At 73.5% G+C, this 22,345-nt stretch carries 19 protein-coding genes and 1 pseudogene; 13 read left to right on the top strand and 7 right to left on the bottom strand.

All coding sequences use genetic code 11. The annotated features are described in order from the left end of the window. Positions 1–101: 101 nt before the first annotated feature. On the top strand, positions 102–272 hold the full coding sequence (rpmF, locus tag ACFPP6_RS27225; protein ID WP_382047588.1) for a 50S ribosomal protein L32: 171 nt from the start codon (positions 102–104) through the stop codon (positions 270–272). A gap of 6 nt (positions 273–278) precedes the next feature. Continuing rightward, positions 279–1,460, top strand: coding sequence for a GTP-binding protein (locus ACFPP6_RS27220; protein WP_382047585.1), 1,182 nt, complete (start codon positions 279–281; stop codon positions 1,458–1,460). Between the two features lie 383 nt (positions 1,461–1,843). Here ACFPP6_RS27220 and ACFPP6_RS27215 read toward each other — a convergent pair whose 3' ends face one another. Continuing rightward, positions 1,844–2,692, bottom strand: a complete 849-nt coding sequence (locus tag ACFPP6_RS27215; protein WP_382047582.1) for a DUF4097 family beta strand repeat-containing protein — start codon at positions 2,690–2,692, stop codon at positions 1,844–1,846. A gap of 64 nt (positions 2,693–2,756) precedes the next feature. Then, the gene (locus ACFPP6_RS27210; protein ID WP_382047580.1) at positions 2,757–3,305 is read right to left on the bottom strand and encodes a hypothetical protein; all 549 of its coding nucleotides are present in this window, start codon (positions 3,303–3,305) and stop codon (positions 2,757–2,759) included. A gap of 472 nt (positions 3,306–3,777) precedes the next feature. Here ACFPP6_RS27210 and ACFPP6_RS27205 point away from each other — a divergent pair, with 472 nt between their 5' ends. From ACFPP6_RS27205 to ACFPP6_RS27170, 8 genes are all read left to right on the top strand, one after another. Then, positions 3,778–4,275 carry a YybH family protein gene (locus ACFPP6_RS27205; protein WP_058043217.1) on the top strand — a complete coding sequence of 166 codons (498 nt, stop codon included), beginning with the start codon at positions 3,778–3,780 and terminating at the stop codon, positions 4,273–4,275. Positions 4,276–4,400: 125 nt separating this feature from the next. Next, entirely contained in the window at positions 4,401–5,792 is a 1,392-nt protein-coding gene (locus tag ACFPP6_RS27200) for a radical SAM protein (RefSeq protein ID WP_382047577.1), read from the top strand. Beyond that, complete coding sequence (locus tag ACFPP6_RS27195) at positions 5,789–7,834, top strand: radical SAM protein (protein ID WP_382047574.1); 2,046 nt, start codon at positions 5,789–5,791, stop codon at positions 7,832–7,834. Before ACFPP6_RS27200 ends, ACFPP6_RS27195 begins: the two co-directional genes overlap by 4 nt. Then, on the top strand, positions 7,824–9,029 hold the full coding sequence (locus ACFPP6_RS27190; protein ID WP_382047571.1) for a metallopeptidase TldD-related protein: 1,206 nt from the start codon (positions 7,824–7,826) through the stop codon (positions 9,027–9,029). Before ACFPP6_RS27195 ends, ACFPP6_RS27190 begins: the two co-directional genes overlap by 11 nt. Continuing rightward, positions 9,026–10,018, top strand: coding sequence for a hypothetical protein (locus ACFPP6_RS27185; protein ID WP_382047568.1), 993 nt, complete (start codon positions 9,026–9,028; stop codon positions 10,016–10,018). Before ACFPP6_RS27190 ends, ACFPP6_RS27185 begins: the two co-directional genes overlap by 4 nt. 64 nt (positions 10,019–10,082) lie before the next feature. After that, positions 10,083–11,099, top strand: coding sequence for a fatty acid desaturase family protein (locus ACFPP6_RS27180; RefSeq protein WP_382047565.1), 1,017 nt, complete (start codon positions 10,083–10,085; stop codon positions 11,097–11,099). A gap of 46 nt (positions 11,100–11,145) precedes the next feature. Then, on the top strand, positions 11,146–12,213 hold the full coding sequence (locus tag ACFPP6_RS27175; protein ID WP_382047563.1) for an amidinotransferase: 1,068 nt from the start codon (positions 11,146–11,148) through the stop codon (positions 12,211–12,213). Continuing rightward, positions 12,213–13,586, top strand: coding sequence for an alanine racemase (locus ACFPP6_RS27170; protein WP_382047560.1), 1,374 nt, complete (start codon positions 12,213–12,215; stop codon positions 13,584–13,586). The genes ACFPP6_RS27175 and ACFPP6_RS27170 overlap by 1 nt, the downstream gene beginning before the upstream one ends. Here ACFPP6_RS27170 and ACFPP6_RS27165 read toward each other — a convergent pair. The 3 genes from ACFPP6_RS27165 to ACFPP6_RS27155 all read right to left on the bottom strand — a co-directional run bounded on the left by ACFPP6_RS27165 (position 13,502) and on the right by ACFPP6_RS27155 (position 16,889). Further along, positions 13,502–14,755 carry an MFS transporter gene (locus tag ACFPP6_RS27165; protein WP_382047557.1) on the bottom strand — a complete coding sequence of 418 codons (1,254 nt, stop codon included), beginning with the start codon at positions 14,753–14,755 and terminating at the stop codon, positions 13,502–13,504. The genes ACFPP6_RS27170 and ACFPP6_RS27165 overlap by 85 nt on opposite strands. After that, positions 14,752–15,252, bottom strand: coding sequence for a methylated-DNA--[protein]-cysteine S-methyltransferase (locus ACFPP6_RS27160; RefSeq protein WP_382047554.1), 501 nt, complete (start codon positions 15,250–15,252; stop codon positions 14,752–14,754). The genes ACFPP6_RS27165 and ACFPP6_RS27160 overlap by 4 nt, the downstream gene beginning before the upstream one ends. Before the next feature lie 131 nt (positions 15,253–15,383). Continuing rightward, on the bottom strand, positions 15,384–16,889 hold the full coding sequence (locus ACFPP6_RS27155; RefSeq protein ID WP_382047551.1) for a bifunctional transcriptional activator/DNA repair enzyme AdaA: 1,506 nt from the start codon (positions 16,887–16,889) through the stop codon (positions 15,384–15,386). Between the two features lie 197 nt (positions 16,890–17,086). Here ACFPP6_RS27155 and ACFPP6_RS27150 point away from each other — a divergent pair, with 197 nt between their 5' ends. Continuing rightward, positions 17,087–18,310 carry a nitric oxide synthase oxygenase gene (locus ACFPP6_RS27150; protein WP_382047548.1) on the top strand — a complete coding sequence of 408 codons (1,224 nt, stop codon included), beginning with the start codon at positions 17,087–17,089 and terminating at the stop codon, positions 18,308–18,310. Here ACFPP6_RS27150 and ACFPP6_RS27145 read toward each other — a convergent pair. Further along, complete coding sequence (locus ACFPP6_RS27145; protein ID WP_382047545.1) at positions 18,300–19,268, bottom strand: hypothetical protein; 969 nt, start codon at positions 19,266–19,268, stop codon at positions 18,300–18,302. The two genes, ACFPP6_RS27150 and ACFPP6_RS27145, sit on opposite strands and share 11 nt — an antisense overlap. Before the next feature lie 97 nt (positions 19,269–19,365). Next, positions 19,366–20,196 (bottom strand): maleylpyruvate isomerase family mycothiol-dependent enzyme, encoded by an 831-nt coding sequence (locus ACFPP6_RS27140; protein ID WP_382047543.1) that lies wholly within the window; start codon positions 20,194–20,196, stop codon positions 19,366–19,368. Between the two features lie 67 nt (positions 20,197–20,263). Here ACFPP6_RS27140 and ACFPP6_RS27135 point away from each other — a divergent pair, with 67 nt between their 5' ends. Then, positions 20,264–22,138 carry a CASTOR/POLLUX-related putative ion channel gene (locus ACFPP6_RS27135; RefSeq protein WP_382047540.1) on the top strand — a complete coding sequence of 625 codons (1,875 nt, stop codon included), beginning with the start codon at positions 20,264–20,266 and terminating at the stop codon, positions 22,136–22,138. 20 nt (positions 22,139–22,158) lie between these two features. Next, positions 22,159–22,345 (top strand): annotated as a pseudogene (locus tag ACFPP6_RS27130) (sulfate adenylyltransferase subunit CysD); the annotation flags it as partial.

Raw genomic sequence — 22,345 nt, 5'->3', positions numbered from 1 at the left:
CGATCGGCGGGGCCCACCCGTCCGCACGTACTTCAATTGGTAATGGGATCCATTTTCATATAGCGTCGGTTCCGCACCGACCCGGAGAGGATCCCGAACCCATGGCCGTCCCCAAGCGGAAGATGTCCCGCAGCAACACCCGCCACCGCCGCGCCCAGTGGAAGGCGGCCGCGCCGCACCTCGTGCCGGTCACCGTCGACGGCGTCACCCACCTGGTGCCGCAGCGCCTGGTCAAGGCCTACGAGCGCGGCCTGCTGCACCCCGAAGGCTGACGGGGCATGCGCGGACGACTGCCCGTCACCGTCCTGTCCGGCTTCCTCGGAGCGGGCAAGACCACCCTGCTCAACCACGTGCTGAGCAACCGCGAGGGCCTGCGCGTCGCGGTCATCGTCAACGACATGAGCGAGGTCAACATCGACGCCGCGCTCGTGCGCGGCGGCGAGGCCGCCCTGTCGCGGACCGAGGAGCGCCTGGTCGAGATGACCAACGGGTGCATCTGCTGCACCCTGCGCGACGACCTGCTGGAGGAGGTCGACCGCCTCGCCCGCGAGGACCGGTTCGACCATCTCCTGATCGAGTCCAGCGGCATCTCCGAACCGATGCCCGTGGCGGCGACCTTCGCCTTCCCCCGTGACGACGGCGCCACCCTCGGCGACCTGGCGCGCCTCGACACCATGGTGACGGTCGTCGACGCCGCCAACTTCCTTCCGGAACTGGAAGGAGGGGACGGGCTCGCCGAGCGCGGGCTCGACCAGTACGAGGACGACGAGCGCACCGTCAGCGACCTGCTGATGGACCAGATCGAGTTCGCCGACGTCATCGTGCTCAACAAACTCGACCTCGTCGATGCGGAGAGCGCCGAACGGCTGCGGGCCGCCCTCGTCCGGCTCAACCCGCCGGCCCGGATCGTGACCGCCACCCGCGGACGCGTGGCCCTCGGCGACGTCCTCGGGACCGGGCTGTTCGACCTGGAGCGGGCACAGCAGGCCCCGGGCTGGGTCATGGAACTCAACGGCGACCACGTCCCGGAGACCGAGGAGTACGGCATCTCCAGCACGGTCTTCCGCTCCGACGCGCCGTTCCACCCCGGCCGCCTGTGGGAGTTCGTCACCGGAGGCCTCGACAGCGGGGCCTACGGCCGGATCCTGCGGTCCAAGGGCTTCTTCTGGCTGGCCGGCCGCTCCCGGGTGACCGGCCTGTGGTCGCAGGCCGGCTCCGTCGCCCGCTTCGAACCCTCAGGGGCCCGGGACGCGGACAGTGCGCAGGGCCAGGAACTGGTCTTCATCGGCACCGGCCTGCGCGGCGAGGAACTCCGGGCAGCTCTGGCCGGCTGCCTCATGCGGGACGGCGAAAGCCTCCCGGCCGCCGACCCGTTCCCCGCGTGGGACACCTACGGAATCGACGACGCCTGCGAGCACGAGCAGGAGCACGAGCGCTCCGCACTCGTACCGCAGGGCTGAGGCCTCCGGGCCGGGCAGTGGTCGCAGCCACGGCACTGCCCGGCCCGGTGCATCCCGCCCCCGCCCCGCTCCGCGTCCGTCTCCCGCGGCCGGTCATGGGATGATCATGCTCATGTGGAACCGCAGGGGCGCGTGCAGGCGCTGTGGAAGGGACGGCCGTTTCCGGCGGCGTACGTGCCCGCCTTGCCGGCGTTCGGACCGGGCCGAGATGGCCGTCGACGCCGCGGACACCGCGATCGAGGTCGGTGCGCTGGGCTGGGTGTGGCGCGGCATACGGACCGTGGTGCGGGCCCTGACCGACTGAGGTCCGGCTGAGGGCGGAAGCGGGGCGTGACCCTCCCGGGCTCCTCGGCGGGCGTCCGCCGGCCGGAACCCCGGCCGCGTCAGGCGCCCCCGGCCCGGCGGATGGTCACGTCGCCGACCGACGTGGTCGCGTACACCTCGGCCGTCTCCACGGACCGTCCGGGTCCGTCGGAGGCCGTCAGGAGGTTGTGCACGTTGCCGAACTTCGTCCGGACGTCGAGGCGCGCGGCCGTGCCGGGGCGGATGCCGATCTCGATCTGGCCGCTCGACGTGGCGAGCACGGTCGAGCCGCGCACGACCTCGCCGACGCGGATGTCCCCGTGGGCGGTCTTGGCCTCCAGGGCCGCGTGCGCCGTGCCGACCGAGACGCTGCCGCTGGCCGACCGCACCCGCAGGTCCCCGGCCGCCTCGCCGACCCGGCTGTCGCCGTTGGAGTTCTTGATCACCGCCGGCCCCGCCAGTTCGCCGGCCCGTACCGCGCCGGTCCCTGTCGTGATCGTGGCCGTGCCGTGCACCCGGTCCGCCGTGACGTCGCCGAGGGAGGTGGTGGCGGTGAGCGGGCCGGTCTCCTGGACCCGGATGTCACCCGCCGACGTCCTGATCCGGCACTCGCCCAGCCGCCCGCTGCAGCGGAAGGCGGTCATCTGCCCCGTGCCCTCGACCGCCGAGTCCGACGGCAGGCCGATCGCCACGTCGACGGATCCGGTCCTGCCGAAGAAGGCGCGCGACCTCGGGCCCTTGACGAGCAGCCGGCCCCCCGCGTATTCGACGCGGGTGTCCTCGGCGGCCTTCGTGTCCGCCGTGCTGCCCGGATCGCTCGGGCGCACCTCGACGACCGTGTCGGTGCGCTCGTCCGCCTGGAGGCGGACATCCCCGACCTGGAGGTCGACGGAGACGGAGATGGGCTGCGGCGTCTCGAAAACAGGCATGGTGTTGTCCCCGCTGGTCGGAAGGGTGGCGATGCTCCGGTACCGGGCTCCGGTACCGGCCCGGTCAGGTCACCCAGCCCGTGTAGTGCTGGCCTCCCCGCGGCGCGCGCCGCTCGGGGCGCCGGGCCTGCTCGTCGAAGTCGAGCATCGCGGACACCGCCCGGACCAGCCAGGCGTTGACCGACAGGCCCTCGCGCCCGGCGGCCTCCTCGATCCGCGCCTTCAGGTGCTCGGGCGGCCGGAAGTTGATGCGGGACGTGGCGCCGTCCTCCCCGCCCGCCGGCACCGGCAGCGGGGTGGGCAGCGAGGGCGCGGCACCGGCGTGCGGGTGCTCGAAGCCGCCCTCGGCCTCGCCGGGGCCGTGGTCGGCGGGGGGCAGGGTGACGACGAAGCTCGGGTCGAGCCCGCGCAGCCGGACCTCGACCGAGCCCGGCGCCAGATCGCTGGTGATCTCGTCGGCGGCGGCGGACAGGGCGTCGAGCAGGACGAGCCGGACGGCGGAGGAGAGCGGCGCGACGAGGCGCTCGGCGACCTCGCGGGTCTCCGCGTCGCCCGCCTCGGCTGCGACCAGGAGTTCCTGGCGCAGATTGTCGACATACCGCATGAGTTCCATGGCGCCATCCTCACACCGCCGTGGCGCCATGTGCAAGCCGCCCGGCCTGCGGCCCGAGCCCGTCCGGAGGCTGATCGAATCGTCCGTGACGCCAGGCCCGTGCCGCCGTGGCGCGGGGCTCCGGGGCCGGCCGTCCTCTATTCGGAACAGGACTCCCGAATTCACATCCGGCTCGAATAACGGATTCCGCGCCGAAAACCGCTGATCGCGGCCGCGAGCGGACCCGTCAACTGGGCACTTTTATGCAGGAGTTCGCGGGTATTGACAGCCAACTCACCCTCGATGATAGTCGGGTACCAGCGAACAAGCGAGCGACTGGGTGAGCCTTGCGATCTGATGCAAGGGCGAGATGAGAAATTCTCCGCAGGTACCCTCCCTCAGCTCCGCTGGGGGTGCTCCCGCACGACGTCCCTTTCCGGTCCCTCATGCAGTCGACGCAGCCGGAGCAGCCGAAAAACAAGGGAATCGCTCAATGACCATAGATTTCGTGCCCACGGTGACCGCGGGCGCCATCACCAGGGAAGCCGTCCAGCAGCTCCTCGAGGAGTACCGGTCGGCATATGACCGCAGCGACCAGGGGTACTTCGACCTGTTCGCCCCCGACGCCACCTTCTTCATTCTGTCGTCGCCCACCCGCATCGACAGCCGTGAGGAATTCCAGCGGGTGTTCACCCTCGCCGCCGGCACGGCCCGGCGCAGCCAGCTGCTCTCGCCCGAGATCCGGATCCTCGGCGACACGGCCCTCGTCAGCCTGCACTGCCGGGTGGCCCTCGGCGAGGAACAGCAGTACCTGCGCGAGACCCTCGTGGTGACCCGCGGGGCGCGCGGCGACCTGCGCATCGCCCACCTGCACGTCTCGCCCCAGGACATGCCGTCCGTACCCGACTCGCCCGAGCGCGCCGTCGAGGAGATCTCCGTCATCGAAGAGCGCACGGCCACCACGGCCAGCACCGTCGGTACCCCCAAGTAGCAGCGGGGAACCGGAGCACCCGACGACCGCCGGGGCTCTCGTGCTCACCGGCGAGGGCCCCGGCGGTTCACGTCCGTCCCGCGCGCGACGGAGACGGACGACGACGGAGACGATGGAGGGGTACGTTGCTGCAGCACGTTTCGTCCTGCACGCCCGAATACGCCCGGCGGCTGCCGCCGAGGACCCGGCCGGTCATTCGCTACCGCCGGGAGGACTTCGGCTGGCTGGCCGCATTCCCGGACGGTTCGGTGGCCATGTACGACGAGGGCGCCGAAGCCCTGCTGCGCGCGGGCGAACCACCCGAACGATGCACGGCCCACCTCGTCGAAAGACTCTCCGTGGAGACGGACTTCCATTTCCGTGCGCCCGCCATGGTGTGGCTGGAGATCACCCGCTCCTGCAATCTCCGCTGCCCGCACTGCTTCGTCGAGGGCGGCCGGGCGCGCAGCTCCGAATTGCCCACCGAGCTCATCATGCGGCTGCTCGACGAATGGGCGGCCATGGGCGTGTTCTCGCTGATCGTGACCGGCGGCGAGCCCACGATGCACCCCGATTTCTGCGAGATCGTGCAGCGCGCGTACGACCTGGGATTCGTCATCGGCATCGCCACGAACGGCACGACGCTCAGCGAACGCATCCTCTCCCGGATACCGCAGGACGACGTCATCATCAGCATGAGCATCGACGGCCTGCACGGACAGGGGAAATACCGCAACGAAGGCGAATTCGCCTACGTCACCCGCCGGCTCGCCGAACTCCGGGACCGCGGATTCAACACCAGCATCATGACCACCACGACCCATGAGAACGTCGACGACCTCCCCGTCATCATCGACTGGGCGAAGGAGAACGACGTCAGCCTGCGCAGCGTGCCGTTCATCCCGATGGGCCGCGGCGCCCTCCACAAGGACCTCGCGAGCTCGATGCACGACGTCGAGCGCACCGCCCGGTTCTGGATCGACGAGGAGGAGTGGGGCCGCGAGAAGGACCGCACCCTCGGCCTGTGCGCGGGCAAGGTGCTCGACTTCCTCTACACCATGGTCTTCGCCACGCGCCGCTGCATGAGCGCGCGCGGCGTCTGCTACGTGAACTCCGCCGGGGACGTCTTCCCGTGCAGCACCTGCGCCGGGAACAAGGTGCTGTGCGGCGGGAACGTCCAGCTCACCCCGTTCGCCGACATCTGGGAGAGCGAGGACTGGCTCATCCGGAAGATCACCTGGGACAACTACCGCGACACCTGCGAAGGCTGCCCCATCAACGACGACAAGTACTTCTGCACCGGGCGCTGCCCGAGCCAGTCCAGCATCCTCAACGGCACCTTCGACGGCTGCGGCACCAGCGACTTCCAGCTGCAGAGCATCCTGCGCAGGGAAGAGCTCTTCCGCGCCCGGATCATGGCCGAGCCGCGCGTCGAACTGCGCCGCGGCGAACGGGCCGGGCCCGGCGCCCGGGACGCCGGCCCCTCGGCCCCGGCTCCGGCTCCGGCCCGCAGCACCGTGCCGGGGGAGCGCTCATGATGAAGGTCGCGCTCGCCACGAGCCCGCACCTCAACCACGGCGGGATGTCCCTGCGGACCCGGCCCGGCGACCCGCCGCCCATGCAGAACTTCGTCCCCGTCGGCCTGCTGTCCCTCAAGGCCGCCGCCGACACGGCCGGAGCGCCCGCCGCGATCGAGGTCGTCGAGACCAATCAGCTGCTGCTCGACGGCGCCGTCCCCAACGACGACGCCCTCTACGACAGCCTCGCCCAGTCCGTACTCGCGGCCGGCGACTCCCTGGTCGGCCTGATGACCGACGCGGACTCGCTCGTCCACACCGTCCTCCTCGGGCAGGCCCTGCGCAGGCGCTCCCCGGACACCCTGATCTGCCTCGGCGGCCCGGCCGTCACCCCCGTCAGCGCCGAGTTCCTCGGCCGCTTCCCCTGGGCCGACTTCATCGTGCGGGGCGAGGGCGAGGCGACCTTCAACGAGCTCCTGGAGACGCTGCACGCCGGCGGGGACCCCTCGGGGATCCGCGGCCTCACCCACCGCAAGGGCGGCGAGGCCGTCGTCAACGCCGAACGGCCGCTGTTCCAGGACCTCGCCGACCTGCCCTGGCCCGCCTACTACGCCTACGACATGTCCAAGGGCGCCCGCCTGTACCTGGACGTCGGCCGCGGCTGCCCCTTCCGCTGCTCCTTCTGCGCCACCGCACCCTTCTGGGAGCGCAAGTTCCGCATGCGTCCCATCGACGACATCATCCGGCAGCTGGAGTACGTCCGCGACGTGTTCGGCCGCACCAGCGTGAACTTCTCGCACGACATCTTCACCTGCGACCGCCCCTGGGCCCACAAGTTCTGCGACGCCCTGATCGCCCGCGACCTCGGCGTCACCTGGGGCTGCAGCACCAGGACCGACCTCATCGACGCCGAGCTCCTCGACAAGATGGGCGCGGCGGGCTGCGAGGAGATCTACTACGGCATCGAGAGCGGCTCGCCGAAGATGCAGCGCTGGATCAAGAAGAACCTCGACCTCGAACGGTCCCTGGAAGTCGTCCGGGCGACGAAGGCCGCGGGCATCCGCCCCGTCACCGGCTTCATCGTCGGCTACCCGACCGAGACCCGCGAGACCATGTCCGAGACCCTCACCCGCTTCTTCCAGTTCCTGGAGGAGGGCCAGGGCCGCAGCCAGCTCTTCACGCTCGTCCCGCTGCACCAGTCGCCCATGTACAAGCAGTACGCGCCCACCCTCAACCGCCCCGCCGAGTACTACGACATCCCCGTCACCGACCGGCTCATGGGACAGGTCCAGCAGTACCGGCGCGAGCACAAGGACCTCTTCTGCACCGACTACCGCTTCGCCTGCCCGGACGTGGGCGACGCACTGATCGACGCGGCCGAGGAGCTCTCGGGCCACGTCGTCGTCCTCGCGTCCCTGTGGCCGCGGCTCCTGCCGTACTACGACTCGCCCATGGACTGGTACGAGCGCTGGGTGGCCTGGATCGAGGAGTACAACGCCGAGCACTCGCCGGGGACCCGCTTCCGCCACCAGAGCGAGGCACGGGACCTGCTGGTCTTCGCCCAGGAGGAGACCGTCCGGCTCGGCATCGAGGACTCGCCGGCCGCGTCCCTCGTGCGCTACGAGATGATGCGGCTGGCCGCGGCCGACCTGCCCGAGCCGCCCCCGCGCCCCGCCGCGCCCAACGTCGGCCCCGAATCCGCCCTCCGCGCCGGGGACTTCCTCAGCGCAGAGTTCCCGCACGACCTGCACCGGATGCTGCGCGGCCCGGCCGGGGCACCCGCCGCCCAGGAGGGTACGGGCGCGAACGGCAGCAGCTACGTGGTCACCCGCAAGAGCGCCCACGACCGGATCGAGACCATCCAGCTGGGCCGCAGCGCCCGCGACCTGCTGGAGCGCGCCGACGGCCGGCGCACCGCGCGGCAGCTCATCGCCGAGGTCTTCCCCGAGGACCCCGGCGACCCGGACACCACGCTCCGCCGCGGCCTGGAGCTGGTCCGCTCGCTGGCCGGGATGGGCCTGCTGCTGGAGGCGCCGGTCAACGGCGACACCGATGCCCGCTGACGCCCCCGCGGGGGAGACCGTCGCCTGCGAAGCGGCCCTCGGCGGCGTGGTGACGGCCGGCCCCCGCGGGACGTCGGCCCGCCTCCTGGCCACCCGCATGGGCCGCCACGACCGGGGCCCGGGCCGCGGCACGCGCATCTTCTCCGGTGACCCGCCCGGCCCCTGGCGCATCGAACTCCCCGATCCGGAGCCGCCGGAGGACCACGGCGAGGTCCTGGCCGCCCTCACCGCCCTCCGCGACCGCTTCGGGGGCCGCGCCGCCCTGCAGTTCTCGCAGGTCTCCTCGGTCCGGGTCGTCGCGGGGACGGCCCACGGCACCGGCGCCCCCCAGGCGCGCCGCGTCTGGTCGCTGACCGGCGACCTGCTCACGCCCGGCGGGCACGAGGTCCCCGTCGGGCGCAGCGGCCGCGGCCCGGCGCTGCCCCGGCTCACCGACCCGGCGTGGTGCGAGTCCGCCGCCCGGCTGCTGGCCGCCGTCGACGCGGCCCGCGACGCGGAGCCGGGGGAGTGCGCGGCGGTGCTCATGCCCCAGCCCGCGGGCGTCCTGCTGCACGAGGCCGCGGGCCACTTCGCCGAGGCTTCCCCCGGCGGCACGCCCGCCCTCGCCCACCGGCTCGGCTGCCGCGTGGCCGGCGAGCTGATCACCCTGGACGACGATCCCCTCGCCGAGGGCGGCCCGGCCCACTACGACACCGACGACGAAGGCGTCGTCCGCCTCGGCCGGCAGCGGATCGTGCACGAGGGCAGGCTCGTACGCCAGTTGCACAGCCTCTCCAGCGCCGCCGCCGAGGCGGCGATGCCCACCGCCAACAGCCGCGCCGCATCGGTGCTGCACCGGCCGCTGCCCCGCATGTCGAACGTCGTCTGCCGGCCCGGTGACGCCGGGACGGACGTGCTCGTCGAGAACGCCGGCCACGGGCTCCTCGTCCACCGGCTCGCGGACGGCATCCGCACCGGCGCCACCCTCGAGGCCCGCCTGGTGCTCGGCGAGCGGATCCGCTCCGGCCGCCGCACGGGCGAGTACGTCCGCGGCCGCCTGCGCGAGCGCGCCGACGTCCTCACCCGCGTCGTGGAGACGGGCGCCCACACCGAGTTCGGCGACAACGCCCTGTGCGGGAAGGACGGCCAGCTGCTGTTCGACGTCGGCATGTGCGCGCCTGCCCTCCGTCTCTCCCGCCTGCGGTGCACGCCGTGACCCCCGCCGTCACCGTCACCCGCAGCCACGACATCGTGCGCCTGGACGCCGGCGCCGGCGAGACGCGCACCCGGCTGGCCATGACCGCCGCCTCCGACGAGCCCGGAACGTGGCGGCTGTCCTCGACCGGGGCGGCCCGCACCGCCGAGGAGCCGGGGCGCCGCGCCCGGGCCGTCCACCGCGCGCTCCGCGACCGCGCCGCACCCGCGCTCGGCGAGGACGGCCTGCTCGTGGAGACCGGCCGCGTCACGACGGACGTCACGTGCGACGGCAGCCGCGTGGCCCTGTCCACGCGTACGTACCTCCTCGTCCGCGACCGTGACCGCGTGCTCCACCTCAAGGACGGGACGGGCCCGCCCCGCTCCCTGCCCTGGGCGGCCGCCGCGGCCCCCGGCGACATCCGCCCGGGCGACCCCGTCGTCCTCGGCCCCGCCGCGCTGCTGGCGCTGACCGCCGCCGCACAGGAGGAGGACGGCACGGCCGGCGGGCCCGGCAGCGGATGCTCCTCCCCCTACCCGCCGCACGACTTCCCCCTCCGCGGGCTCGTCACCGCGACCGGCCGCCGGCACGCCGACCTCTGCCGGGCGTGCGAGCTGCTGGCCGAACCGGACCGCTGGCTGGTGCCGCACGGCACCTTCGGCACCGGCACCCGACCCCCGGCCACACCGGGCGGCCACTTCCCCCGTACGGCCTTCCCCGGGCGCGCCCTCCTCCTCGACTCCCTCACCCCCTGCGGCCGCTCCGCCGACGGCCGCCCCGACTGGCTCGCGGCGTACTGCCTGGTGGACGGCGGGGAGGAGGCCCGGGGGAGCGGACTCCTGCGGGTGAGGGGCGCGCCCGCCGCACTCCTGCGGGAGGCCGGTGCCGCCTGTTCCCCGGCCCGTCCGGCCCTCGCCCGCGACCCGATCGGCCGGGAGTCCTACGCACAGGCCCCCTGCGTGACCACGGCGCTGACGGCCGGCCGGCTGATCGTTCCCGCGCATCCGTAACCCGCGGAGCGCCCGCACCCCCGGCAACCGGAAGAAGCAGAAGACAGAAGAAGGAGGAACAGCCATGTCCCGCACGGCTCCCCACGAAGGCGAACAGCTCAACCTCGACGGCTCCCACGACGTGGCCCTGGCGCCGGTCCGCGGCGCCGACACCCGGCGCGGCCTGCCGGCGTCGTACTTCGAACGCCGCCCGCGCCGCTTCCTGGCCAAGGTCGCCGTCGCCTTCGCCGTGATCGTGGTCTGCTGGACGGCCCTGCTGGAATTCCGCAACCCCGTCACCTGCGCGGCCGCCGTCCTCGTCCTCGGCGTGATGTACGCCTACCTGGTGGAGCTCCAGCACGAGTGCCTCCACGAGCACGCCTTCCACGCCCGGTGGGCGAACCGGACCTGGGGATTCGTCTGCGGGGTGTTCATGTTCAGCTCGTACTCCCACTACAAGTACGAGCACCTCCGGCACCACGCCTTCCTCGGCACCCCCCGCAACCAGGAGTTCTTCAACTACCGCTTCCACGGCCTCGACAGCGTGCACGGCTTCGCCCTCGCCGCGTTCCACCCCGGCCGCTACGCCGACGTCCTGCGCAACCTGGGCCGCGGCGCCGCCCGGCGCCCCATCCCCGGCGTCGAGCGGCCGCGCGCCGGACGGGCCGTCCAGAACGAGTACGCCCTGCTGCTCGTCCTGCTGGCCGGCGCGGTCGCGGCCGGCGTGCTGACCCGCGACTGGTTCGTCGTCCTGGCCTGGTTCGCCCCCGCCCTCCTCGTGAGCGAGGCGGCGCACTTCCTGATCGAGATGCCCGAGCACTTCGGCCTGAACACCCAGACCGACGACAACGTCCTGAGCAACACCCGGACCATCCACGCCTCGCGCTTCGCCCGCTGGCTCACCAACTACAACAACCTGCACACCGCGCACCACTACCACCAGGGCGTCCCCATGGTGAACGTGCCGCAGCTGCACGCCGCCATGCAGGAGAAGATCCTCGTCACCGAAACCTCGTACTGGAGCTTCTACCGCAAGGTCATCAAGGGGGAGATCGCCTACCGGGGCGGCCGCGAGAGCGACGAGAACTGCATGACCCGCTAGCCCGGTCCTCGTCCTCCCGCCGCCCCTCACGGAAGGAATCCCCCTCATGCCCGTGGTCTCCTCGCACAACGAATGGGACCCGCTGGAGGAAGTCGTCGTCGGCAGGGTCGACGGCGCGATGACGTCGTCGTGGGAGGTGCTCGACCGCATCTCCGTACCGCCCGCCGCACAGGAGCACCTCAGCGCCGCCGCCGGCACCCGCATGCCCCGGGACGTGGTGGAGGAGGCGCAGCGCGGCCTGGAGGAGCTCATCGGCATCCTCCACGACGCCCACGTCACCGTGCGCCGCCCCGACCCGCCCGACACCTCCCGCCCGTTCGCCACCCCCGCCTGGGCGGTCGCCAACGGCATCTCCGCCGCGAACCCGCGCGACCTCCTGCTCGTCGTCGGGGACGAGATCATCGAAGTGCCGATGGCCGACCGCAACCGGTACTTCGAGACCTGGCCCTACCGCGGCCTGCTCACCGAGTACTTCGAGCGCGGCGCCCGCTGGACCGCCGCCCCCAAGCCCCGCCTCCTCGACGCGCAGTACCGCCCCGGCTACGAGATCCCGCCCCCGGATCAGGAGATGACGTACCTGGTCACCGAGGCCGAACCGGTTTTCGACGCGGCCGACGTCATGCGCTGCGGACGGGACCTGTTCATGGAGCGCAGCCACGTCACCAACGCCCTCGGCCTGGAGTGGCTGCGCCGGCACCTCGGGCCGGGGTACCGCGTCCACGAGGTCGTCTCGCGCTACCCGAGGGCCATGCACATCGACACCTCCCTGCTGCCCCTGGCCCCCGGAAAGGTCCTGGTCAACCCCGAGTTCATCGACCCGGAAGGGCTCCCTTCCGTCTTCCGGTCCTGGGACGTGCTCATCCCCCCGGAGCCGGTCGTCACGCCGGTCATGCAGCGGGGGCTGATGAGCGCGTGGAGCAGCCTGAACGTGCTCATGCTCGACCCGGACCACGTGGTCGTCGAACGGTCCCAGACACCGCTCCTGAAGGCCTTCGAGCAGTGGGGGTTCGACCCCGTCCCCTGCACGTTCGAGCACTACACGGCCTTCGGCGGCGCCTTCCACTGCGCCACCCTGGACATCCGGCGCACCGGCCCCCTGGAGACGTACTTCTGATGGCCGCCACCCAGCCCGCGGCGCAGCCCTCCGCGGCCGTCCCCTGGCCCGCCCAGCAGTGGTCGCCGGGCACCGGCGCCCGCCCGGCCCTGCCCTCCTCGGCCCTGCCCGGCCCCGTCGCCGAACGGCTGCGCCGGCTCGCGGAGGAGGCAGGGCCGGAGCCGCTGTGCGCGTACGTGCACGACCCGGCCGCGGCGGGCCGCAGGGCGGCGCTGCTGCGCGCCCGCCTCCCGGACTGGGCGGAGGTCTTCTACGCCGTGAAGGCCAACTCCTTCCCGGCCGTGCTCGAAGCGCTCGCCCCCGGAACCGACGGATTCGACGTCTCCTCCGAGGGCGAGGCCGCGGCGGCCCGCGCAGCCTCGGCACGGGCCCTGATCGCCACCGGGCCCGGCAAGACCGACGCCATGCTCACGGCCCTGGCCCGGACGGGCGTGGACTTCGTCAGCGCCGAGAGCACCCTCGAACTCCACCGGATCGCCGCCGCGGCCGACCGGGCCGGCCGCCGCATCCCGGTCGTGCTCCGCGTCAACGCGGCCACCGGACCGCTGCAGGGCGCGCTGCGCATGGACGGCCACGCCACCCAGTTCGGCATCGGCGAGGACGCACTGCCGGAGGCGGCCGCCGTCGCCCGCGCCCTGCCCGGACTCGACCTCGTCGGCTACCACTTCCACGTGGTGTCCAACAACCTCGACGCCGACGCCCACGCCGCCCACGTGCAGGCACGGCTGCGCTGGGCCGTACGGGCCGCCCGCGAGCACGGCTTCGCCCTGCGCGTGCTCGACGCGGGCGGCGGCCTCGGCGTCGCTCCGCGCGGCGGGGCACCCTTCGACCTCGGCAGGTTCGCCGCCCGGCTGCGCGCCGCCCCGCCTCCGCCGGGCGTCCGCGTGGTCCTCGAACCCGGGCGCTGGCTCGTCGCGGACAGCGGCTACTACGCGGCCCAGGTGACGGACGTGAAGGAGGTGGCCGGCAGCCGGTTCGCCGTCCTCGCCGGCGGCATCAACCACTTCATGCTGCCCGCCCTCCTGGAAGTCGCCCTCGACGCCGCCGTCGTGGACGTCGACCGCTGGCCGTACGCGTGCCCCCGCCCCGTCCTGACCGACACCACCGTCGCCCTCGCCGGGCCCCTGTGCACGCCCGAGGACATCCTCGCCCGCGGCATCCGGGTCGGCCGGCTGCGCGCCGGGGACCTCGTGGTCTTCCCCCTGGCGGGCGCCTACGGCTGGGAGTTCGCCCTGCGCGGCTTCCTCGGGCGCCGTCCGCCGGTGCACACGGTGGTGCGCGCGACACCTCAGCGGGTGTCGGCCCGCTCCGGCACCGGCCCGGTCGCAGCGGCGGGCACGGGGCCGTCGCCGGTGGAGGACAGCAGCAGATAGAGGCCCGGCAGCCCGGCGCAGCAGGCCATCGTCACGGCCGCGGCGGTCAGGTTGCCGCCCGCCAGCAGCGGGGCGGCGACCACCGCCCCGAGCGGCGCCGTGCCCGTCATCAGCGTGCGCAGCCCGGCGAACGCCCGCCCGTGCAGCTCCGGCGGGATGCGCCGCATCCGCAGCGACTGCGCCCATACGGTCATGGGCGCACTCAGCAGGCCGACCGCGAAGAACCCGGCGCCGACCACGAGTTCCAGGGGCGCTCCGAGCACGGCGAGGAAGGCGAGCGCGGCCCCCGTCTGGACCAGCCCGATCAGCCGGACCGACGCGGGCCCGAGGCGGCCCCCGCCGGCCACCGCCGCGCCGAGGACCTCCCCGGCCGCCAGGGCCGCCGTCAGCGCGCCCAGGACCGGGGCGCCGCCGTGCAGCTCGTTCTTCGCCAGCCACGGCCCGACGACCAGGATCAGCATCCCGTCGGCGATGTTGAAGAGCATGAAGGCGACCGTCGTGGCAACGATCACCCGGTCGCGCGCGACGCTCCTCAGCGACGCCTTCGGCGCCCGCTTCCCCGCCTGCCGCCCCGCCCGCGAGGGAGGCGACAGCGGCCGGCGCACGGTCGCCACCAGCGCCGCGAAGACCAGATAGGACGCCGCGTCGACGAGCAGCACCTGGGGGGCGCCGATCGCCCCCACCAGGACGCCGGCCGCCGCCGGTCCGACGACGGTCGCCACGCTGAAGCTCAGCGATTCCAGGGCGTTCGCGGTGTCGAGGTCGCGGTCCCCGACGAGCTGCGGGATCGCGGCGGGGAAACCGGCGAGCGGCACCATCTTGAGCAGGCCGTAGACCACCGCCACCAGGAACGGCAGCCACACCGGCACCCCGCCGGCGGCCGCCGCGAGGGGAACCGACGCCACGCACGCCGCCCGGAACACACTGTCCGCGATCAGCAGGGTCCGCTTGTCGAACCGGTCGAGCAGCGGCCCCACGAGCAGGCCGCCCACGACGACCGGCGCCGTGAAGCAGACCCCCAGCAGCCCCAGCCGCCCGGTGCCGCCCTCGTCGAGCACCAGCCACGCCAGCGCGAGGAACGTCATCCCGTCGCCGAGCAGCGACACGGACGCGCCCAGCCACAGCCGCCCGAAGTCCCCCGACCTCAGCACCCGCCAGTACGCGTTCACCGGCTGCCCGCACCCTTCTCGTGATCGAGCAGCCACCGCTTGACCGCGAGGCCGTAGTAATAGCCACCGAGCGAGCCGTCCGAGCGGCGGACGCGGTGACAGGGGACGACCAGCGGCACCAGGTTGTACGCGCACGCGGCGCCCGCGGCCCGCGCCGCACCCGGCCTCCCCGCGGACGCCGCCAGCTCCTGGTAGCTGACCGTCGTACCGGGCCGCACCCGGCGCATCTCCCGCCAGGCCGCCGTCCGGAAGCCGCTGCCGCTCTGCACGACGGGCAGCGCGTCGATCGCCTCGACCTCGCCGCCGAAGTAGGCGGCGAGCGCGGCCGCGTACGGCTCGGGCACCTCCGCCGGCACCGGCTCGCGGTCGCGCCACGGGGCGGGCAGCTCGGCCAGCAGGCCGTTCGGTTCAGCCGTGAACCCCGCGGCGAGGATTCCGTCCCCGACGGTCAGCAGGCTGAAGGGGCCGAGCGGTGTGGGCAGCGTCGAGCTGCGCATGCCGTGAGCTTCCATCGATCTCCTCGAGGCTCCGCCGGAAGTACGAATCGGTGTGCGAAGTCGGCTGCGGGCCGTCCGTGGCCGGTCGCGCCCGCGTGGCGGAGCCGCAGATCGACACCGCCCCGCGCCCCTTACCGGGGCGCCGCCTCCCGCAGGTGCAGTGCCGCGTACGAGCGCCACGGCTGCCAGGCGCGGGCGTGCTCCGCCAGGCGGCCGGTATCGCGGGCCCCGGCCAGGCCGAGGGCCTTCGCGGCGGCCCGCACCTGCGGGTCCTGCGGCGCGAACGCGTCGGGGTCGCCCAGGGCGTGCATCGCGATGCGCTGCACGGCCCACCCGCTCACACCGGGCAGCTCGCGCAGCCGCGCCGCGGTCTCCTCCCGGTCGGCGTCCCGTTCGAGGGACAGCTTCTCCGCGGCCACCGCACCGGCGAGAGCCCGCACGGCGGCCGCCGGTCTCCCGGCGAGGCCGAACGCGGCCGGGTCGGCGTCCGCCAGCGCCTCGGCGGAGGGGAAGAGCCGGCAGGGACGGCCCTCGCCGGCCGCCGTGACCGGCTCGCCGCAGTGCGCGGCCATCCGCGTGCAGACCGCGCGCACCTCCGCCAGGGAGGCGAACTGTTCGAGGACCACCCGCAGCGCCGGTTCGAAGCCGTGCGCGCACCCGGGCATCCGCAGCCCCGGCGCGGCCCGCACCAGCGGGCCGATCCACGGGTCGGGGCGCAGGGCGTCCCCGATCGCCGCGGGGTCGGCGTCGAGGTCGAGCAGGTCGCGGCAGCGCCGTACGGCGGCCGTCACGTCGCGCAGGTCGGCGAGCGTGAGCCGCAGCGTCACGTGCTGCTGCCCGGTCCGGCCGCGTGCGGCCGGTGCGACGGTGAGGTCGAGTTCGGCGGTGCCGCTGCCCCGCGGCAGGCGCAGCGTACGGCGGTAGCGGTTGCCCTCGGTCTCCTCGACGCCGGGCACGGCCCGCTCCCGCAGCCACGCCAGCATGCCCGCGCCGTCGAAGGGCGGCCGGTAGCGCAGGCGCAGCACCAGCGGCCCGGACCGGCCGGGGGCCCGCTCTCCCGCCCGCTGGTCCGCCCGGGCCCCGCAGGCCCTGCGCAGCTCCGTGGGCGAGCAGCCGAAGGCCGCGCGCATCCCGTCGTTGAACTGCCGGACGCTGGAGTAGCCCGCGGCGAGGGCCACTTCCGACAGCAGCAGCGCACTGGACTCGATCAGCAGCCGGGCCACCTGGGTGCGGCGGTTCAGCGCCAGGGCGAGGGGGCCGACCCCGACCTCCGCGACCAGCTGCCGGTGCAGGTGGCGCTCGCTCACCGCCAGCTGCCGGGCCACCCCGGCCACCCCGATCTCGTCGACCGCGCCGCCCGCGATGAGCCGCAGCGCCCGCGCCACCAGGTCGCCGCGCACGTTCCACTCGGGGGAGGAGGGCGCCGCTTCGGGCCGGCACCTGCGGCACGCCCGGAAACCCGCGGCCTCGGCGGCCGCGGCGATCCGGAAGAAGCGCACGTTCTCCGGCTTCGGCGTCCGCGAACCGCACACCGGGCGGCAGTAGACGCCGGTGGTGGTCACCGCGACGTAGAAGGACCCGTCGAACCGCGCGTCGCGGCTGGCCATGGCCCGGTAGTAGCTGTCGAAGTCGAGCACGTGGTCATTGTTCCCACGCCGCGCCCGCCTGTCTGGCGGTCATCGGACATGGTGATGGGGCGGCGCGGAGGCCTTTCCGCAGACTCCTTGGCCGCCGCGGGGCCGCCGCATACGATGTCCCGGCGCGCATGTCCGAAGGTCTTTTTCCCGGCCGTCCGGGCCGGAGCCGGCCGCGGCCGGCGCAAGGTGGGGGCTCGATGACGACCGATCAGCGAAACGGGCGGCACCCGCGGGCCGCGGTGGACCAGGGGGAAGCAGAACGTTTCGTCCGGCAGTTCCACGACGAGTCCGGGCTGGACGACACCGCCCTCCACACCCGGCTGATCGCGATACGCCGGCAGATAGCCGAGACCGGCACCTACCGCCACACCCCCGAAGAGCTCGTCTTCGGCGCCAAGGTCGCCTGGCGCAACTCCGCCCGCTGCATCGGCAGGCTCTACTGGCAGAGCCTGCGCGTCCGCGACCGCCGGCACGTCACGAACGCCGCGGACGTCGCCGCCGAGTGCCTCGCCCACTTACGGACGGCCACCAACGCCGGGCGGATCAGACCGGTCGTCACCGTCTTCCCGCAGGACGACGCCGAGGGCCCGCCCGTCCTCATATGGAACGAGCAGCTCGTGCGCTACGCCGGCTACCTGCGCTTCGAAGGCGGCTACACCGGCGACCCCAGCGGGTTCGGGCTGGCCGAACTGGCGGCCCGGCTGGGCTGGGAGGGCGCCGGCGGCCGCTTCGACGTGCTGCCCCTGATCATCCAGACCAGGGGGAACGCCTTACAGATGTTCGAACTCCCGCCGGACGACGTGCTGGAGGTCCCTCTGAGCCACCCCGCCCTGCCCTGGTTCGCGGAGCTCGGCCTGCGCTGGCACGCCGTCCCCGCCATCTCCCACATGCGGCTGCGCATCGGCGGGATCTCCTACTCCGCCGCCCCCTTCAACGGCTGGTACATGGGCACCGAGATCGGCGTCCGCAACCTCTGCGACACCGACCGGTACGACATCCTGCCGGAGGTCGGCCGCAGGCTCGGCCTGGACACCTCCAGCACCCGCACCCTCTGGCGCGACCAGGCGCTCGTCGAGGTCAACCGCGCGGTCCTGCACTCCTTCGACGCCGCCGGGGTGACCATCGCCGACCACCACACCGAATCCGCCCGCTTCCTGCGCCACCTGGCCAGGGAGGAGCTTGCCGGCCGCAGCTGCCCGGCGGACTGGTCGTGGATCGTCCCGCCCATGTCGGGCGCGCTCACCCCCGTCTTCCACCGCTACTACGACGAGAGCCGGCCCCGCCCCGACTTCCACCTCGACGACGGCGCCCGGCTGCGCGCCCGGGGCGTCCCCGCCCCGCCGTACCGGCGCTGCACCGGCACCGGTCCCGCCTGGTGCGACGCGACGCGGGCCCGCGGCAGCGGCCGGATCAACCCCTGAGCCCGCCCGGCAGCCGCCGCACGACGGGCGGGCCGGACAGGAACGGAGCGGTGTACGGCTCGGTGTCCACCTGCGAGCCGCTCACCAGGAAGGCCCGCAGCCCGCGCCCCGCCGGGTCCGCGCCCCCGCTCGGCCCGCCGTTGCCGTCGTCCGCGTAGCCGAGCATGAGCACCGGGTCCGTCAGTGCGTCCAGCGACAGCACCAGATCGGCCTCGTCGAAGCCCGCCGGATCCGCGAAGTCCTGCGAGGGGACCGCCTCGAAGGCCATGCTCGCCTTGAAGGTGAACAGCCCCGGGCGGGGGATGTGGCCGTAGAGGTTGGGGTCGTCGCCCATCGTGGCCCACGCGTAGCCCTTCTCGCGGGCCACCCGCATCGTCGCGCAGTAGAGGGCGCGCGGGAGGCTCGCCCGCCGCGCCGCCTCGGTGACCGCGGACCAGCGCAGCCTGACCGCGCTCTCGTCCGGGGACTCCAGCGCGAGCGTGCCGCCCTCCAGGGCCTCCCCCCGGTACAGGAACACGGCGAAGTACTTCTCCGGGCCGTGCAGGATGGTCTCCCGGTGCCTGCGGGCGAAGGCCACGCCGTACGGCATCCGCGCCACCCGGTCCTCGTAGAGGTCGAGGAAGAGGTCGAGGCCCTCGGGCGATATCCGGTCCTCGACGACCTCCCGCAGGCCGTCCCGCGCGATCATCCGGCGCGCCTGGTGGATGCGCTGCCGGGACTTGCGGGGAAGGCGCCGCAGGAACTCCTCCTCGCCGGTGCCGAGGGCCGCCCGCCACGTGACGGTCGACGGCTTGCGCACGAAGCCGCGGCGGGACAGTTCGCCGTGGAGCTCCGGCGGGGGGTCGGTCATCCGGACGACGGCCACGGACTTCGGGTCGGCCCGGGTCCAGGGGGCGGCGGCGAGCTCACCGGCGCCGATCATGGCGACCGGAAGACCGAAATCGTCGGTGATCTCCATCGTCCAACTCCCGCAGCCCCGGCGTTCGTTCAGGTATCCGGGGGTCTATCAGCCACCACCGGGCGGGGTCAAGGAACACGGGGCCCGCACGCGGCTTTCAGACCGGGGGAACCAGCGTGGCATAGCGGTCCAGGACCTCCCGGTCGCCCCGCACCGCGAGCCGGCCGGCGGGGAGCCGCCCCCAGAGGAACAGCATCAGCTCCGAAGCCGTACCGGACACTTCGACGTCGCAGGCCTCCTGCTCGCCGGTGCCGGTGCCGGTGCCGGTTCCGTTGCCGGCGCCCGACCGGACGTCGTCCCCGTCGAAGCGCACCGTCCACACCCCGGCGCCGTCCGTCCGCCGGAAGCGGTACCGCTCCCCGGAGCCGGGCGGGGCGGCGGTGCGGGTGCGGCTCCACGGCACCATCACCTCGAACGAGTGGTCCACGGCCTCCACCGCGAGCGCGGCGTCCACCGGCCCGGGCGTCCCCAGGGCGTTCTCCGCGTCCCAGCGGTGCACGGCCGCCTCGATGGTCTGGACCCGCAGCCAGAATCCGGTGGTCTGCTCCCGCGACCACGTCCACGCGGGCTCCTCCGGAGCGCGGCTGCGGAACAGCGCCTCCAGCGCGGCCGCCCCCTCCGCGAACCAGTCGGCCAGGCTCTGCGGCAGCGGCCCGTGGTTGGGCGCGCTCTCCGGCCGCGGCCAGTCCGAGGTGTCCTCGGGGAGCCCGGCGGAGAAGGCGGGGCCGGCGGCGTCCGGCGGGCCCGTGAGCCGGTCCCCGACGATGTGCGCGACGCCCCGGTGCACGCTGCCCAGGTGCACCACCAGGTCCGACACCGACCAGCCGGGGCAGGAGGGCACCGGCGGCGCTCCGCCGGCGGCGGCCGTCCGGCGGGCCGCGGCCTCGAACGCCCGTACCTCACGGTGGAAATGGGGAAGGAGGTCCACGCGCCCATTCTGCCACCGGGACGTCCTCCGCCTGGGATGATCCGTCCGGAGCGAGGGGGAGCGGGACATGACGCGCGCGACGCTGCGGGAACGGCTGCGGTACTGGTTCGACGCCACCATGGACCGCGGGACCCCCGCCCTCATCGGCTGGCTCGCCCTGGCCTCGCTCCTGCTGATCGCCTCGACCACCGTCCTGGTGGTGCTGTGGACCGACGAGGACACCGAGGCCAACGGCGGCTGGGCCGGCGTGGCCTGGATGAGCATGCTGCGCACCCTCGACCCGGGCACGATGGGCGGGGACACCGGGGGACCGGCGTTCCTGGTCCTGATGCTGCTGGTGACCATCGGCGGCATCTTCATCGTCAGCGCGCTCATCGGCGTCCTGACCACCGGCCTGGACATCCGCCTCCAGCAGCTGCGCAAGGGCCGCTCGCGGCTCGTCGAGCGCGGGCACACCATCATCCTGGGCTGGTCGGAACAGGTCTTCACGGTGGTCGCCGAGCTGGTCGAGGCCAACCAGAGCAAGCGCCGCTCGTGCGTGGTGATCCTCGCCGACCGCGACAAGGTCACGATGGAGGACCAGATCCGCACCCGCGTCCCCGCCACGGGCCGCACGCACGTCATCTGCCGCTCCGGCAACCCCCTCAAGCGGGCCGACCTGGAGCTCGTGAGCCCCGACACCGCCCGGTCGGTCATGGTGCTGCCGCCCGGCGGGGACGACAGCGACACCAGCGTCATCAAGGTGCTGCTGTTGCTGAACAACCGCACCTGGCGCGGCTCCCGGCCCCACGTCGTGGCGGCCGTGCAGAACTCGGACAACCTGTCCGTGGCGCGGCTCGCGGCGGGGGAGACCGGCCTGGTCGTCGACGCCGAGGACTTCGCCGTCCGGCTCGTCGTCCAGTCGCACCGGCAGGCGGGGCTCTCCGCGGTCTGCGACGAACTGCTCAGCTTCGTCGGCAACGAGATCTACCTGCGGCCCGAACCGGCGCTGACCGGCACGACCTACGGCGAGGCGCTGCACGCCTACGAGCTCGGCATCCCCATCGGCCTGCGCAGGCCCGGCGGCGAGGTGCTGGTCAACCCCCCGATGGACACCGTGATCCAGGACGGGGACAGCGTGGCCGTCGTCGCCGAGGACGACCTGCTCATCCGTCTCGCCGACACCTGCGCCCCCGTCGTCCGCACGGCCATCTCCTGTCTCCCGGGCCCTGCGCCCGCCCCCGACCGGACCCTGCTCATCGGCTGGAACTCCCGCGCCCCGAAGATCGTCAGCCTGCTGGACCAGTTCGTCCGGCCCGGCTCCGTCCTCGACATCGCCGCACCGCGCTGGCCCGTGGAGGCGCTCGGCACCCCACGGGAGAACCTCACGGTCCGTCACCGGCCCTGCGACCCCATCAGCAGGAGGTCGCTGGAGTCCCTCGGCCCGGGCGGCTACCAGCACGTCATCGTCCTCTCGGACGAGAGCGTCCCGCCCGACCTCGCCGACGACCGCACCCTGGTCACCCTGCTCCACCTGCGCGACATCGAGGTCCGCCTGGGCGACCCGTACTCGATCGTCACGGAGATGAACGACGACGGCAACCGCGAGGTGGCCCAGGTCACCAAGGCCGACGACTTCATCGTCAGCACCAAGCTCGTCTGCCTGCTGCTGACCCAGCTGGCCGAGAACCCCGACCTCCACGACGTGCTCGCCGACCTCTTCGACCCCGCCGGCTCCGAGATCTACCTCAAGCCCGCGCCCCGCTACCTGCGCCCGGGTGCGGAGGCGAACTTCACGACGGTCATCGAGGCGGCCCGGCAGTGCGGGGAGACCGCCATCGGCTACCGGCTCCGCGCGCTGAGCGACCGGCCGCCCTTCTACGGGGTCTTCCTCAACCCGCCCAAGGCCGCCGCCCTCACCCTCGGCGAAGAGGACCACGTGGTCGTGCTCGCCGAGGGATGAGCGCGGGCAGGATGGACGGCATGGAACCTCAGAACCCCTCCGGGGACACGTGTGCGAGCGGCCTTCCGCGGGACCTGTCGCACCTGGAGGTGCTGGAGTCGGAGGCGGTGCACGTCTTCCGTGAGGTGGCGGGGGAGTTCGAGCGGCCGGTGCTGCTGTTCTCCGGCGGCAAGGACTCGATCGTCATGCTGCACCTGGCGCTGAAGG

Source organism: Streptomyces aureoversilis, assembly GCF_042657885.1.
Classification (GTDB): domain Bacteria; phylum Actinomycetota; class Actinomycetes; order Streptomycetales; family Streptomycetaceae; genus Streptomyces; species Streptomyces aureoversilis.
The sequence above is the reverse complement of the archived record's forward strand: the minus strand, read 5'-3'. Positions and strand labels throughout refer to the sequence as shown.

Bases quoted from the DNA above. Each gene is read 5' to 3' on its own strand.
- ACFPP6_RS27170 (WP_382047560.1), top strand. From the start codon at position 12,213: ATGGCCGCCACCCAGCCCGCGGCGCAGCCCTCCGCGGCCGTCCCCTGG.
- ACFPP6_RS27210 (WP_382047580.1), bottom strand. From the start codon at position 3,305: ATGGAACTCATGCGGTATGTCGACAATCTGCGCCAGGAACTCCTGGTC.
- ACFPP6_RS27195 (WP_382047574.1), top strand. From the start codon at position 5,789: ATGATGAAGGTCGCGCTCGCCACGAGCCCGCACCTCAACCACGGCGGG.
- ACFPP6_RS27190 (WP_382047571.1), top strand. From the start codon at position 7,824: ATGCCCGCTGACGCCCCCGCGGGGGAGACCGTCGCCTGCGAAGCGGCC.
- ACFPP6_RS27145 (WP_382047545.1), bottom strand. From the start codon at position 19,268: ATGGAGATCACCGACGATTTCGGTCTTCCGGTCGCCATGATCGGCGCC.
- ACFPP6_RS27220 (WP_382047585.1), top strand. From the start codon at position 279: ATGCGCGGACGACTGCCCGTCACCGTCCTGTCCGGCTTCCTCGGAGCG.
- rpmF (WP_382047588.1), top strand. From the start codon at position 102: ATGGCCGTCCCCAAGCGGAAGATGTCCCGCAGCAACACCCGCCACCGC.
- ACFPP6_RS27205 (WP_058043217.1), top strand. From the start codon at position 3,778: ATGACCATAGATTTCGTGCCCACGGTGACCGCGGGCGCCATCACCAGG.
- ACFPP6_RS27180 (WP_382047565.1), top strand. From the start codon at position 10,083: ATGTCCCGCACGGCTCCCCACGAAGGCGAACAGCTCAACCTCGACGGC.
- ACFPP6_RS27215 (WP_382047582.1), bottom strand. From the start codon at position 2,692: ATGCCTGTTTTCGAGACGCCGCAGCCCATCTCCGTCTCCGTCGACCTC.
- ACFPP6_RS27135 (WP_382047540.1), top strand. From the start codon at position 20,264: ATGACGCGCGCGACGCTGCGGGAACGGCTGCGGTACTGGTTCGACGCC.
- ACFPP6_RS27175 (WP_382047563.1), top strand. From the start codon at position 11,146: ATGCCCGTGGTCTCCTCGCACAACGAATGGGACCCGCTGGAGGAAGTC.
- ACFPP6_RS27150 (WP_382047548.1), top strand. From the start codon at position 17,087: ATGACGACCGATCAGCGAAACGGGCGGCACCCGCGGGCCGCGGTGGAC.
- ACFPP6_RS27160 (WP_382047554.1), bottom strand. From the start codon at position 15,252: ATGCGCAGCTCGACGCTGCCCACACCGCTCGGCCCCTTCAGCCTGCTG.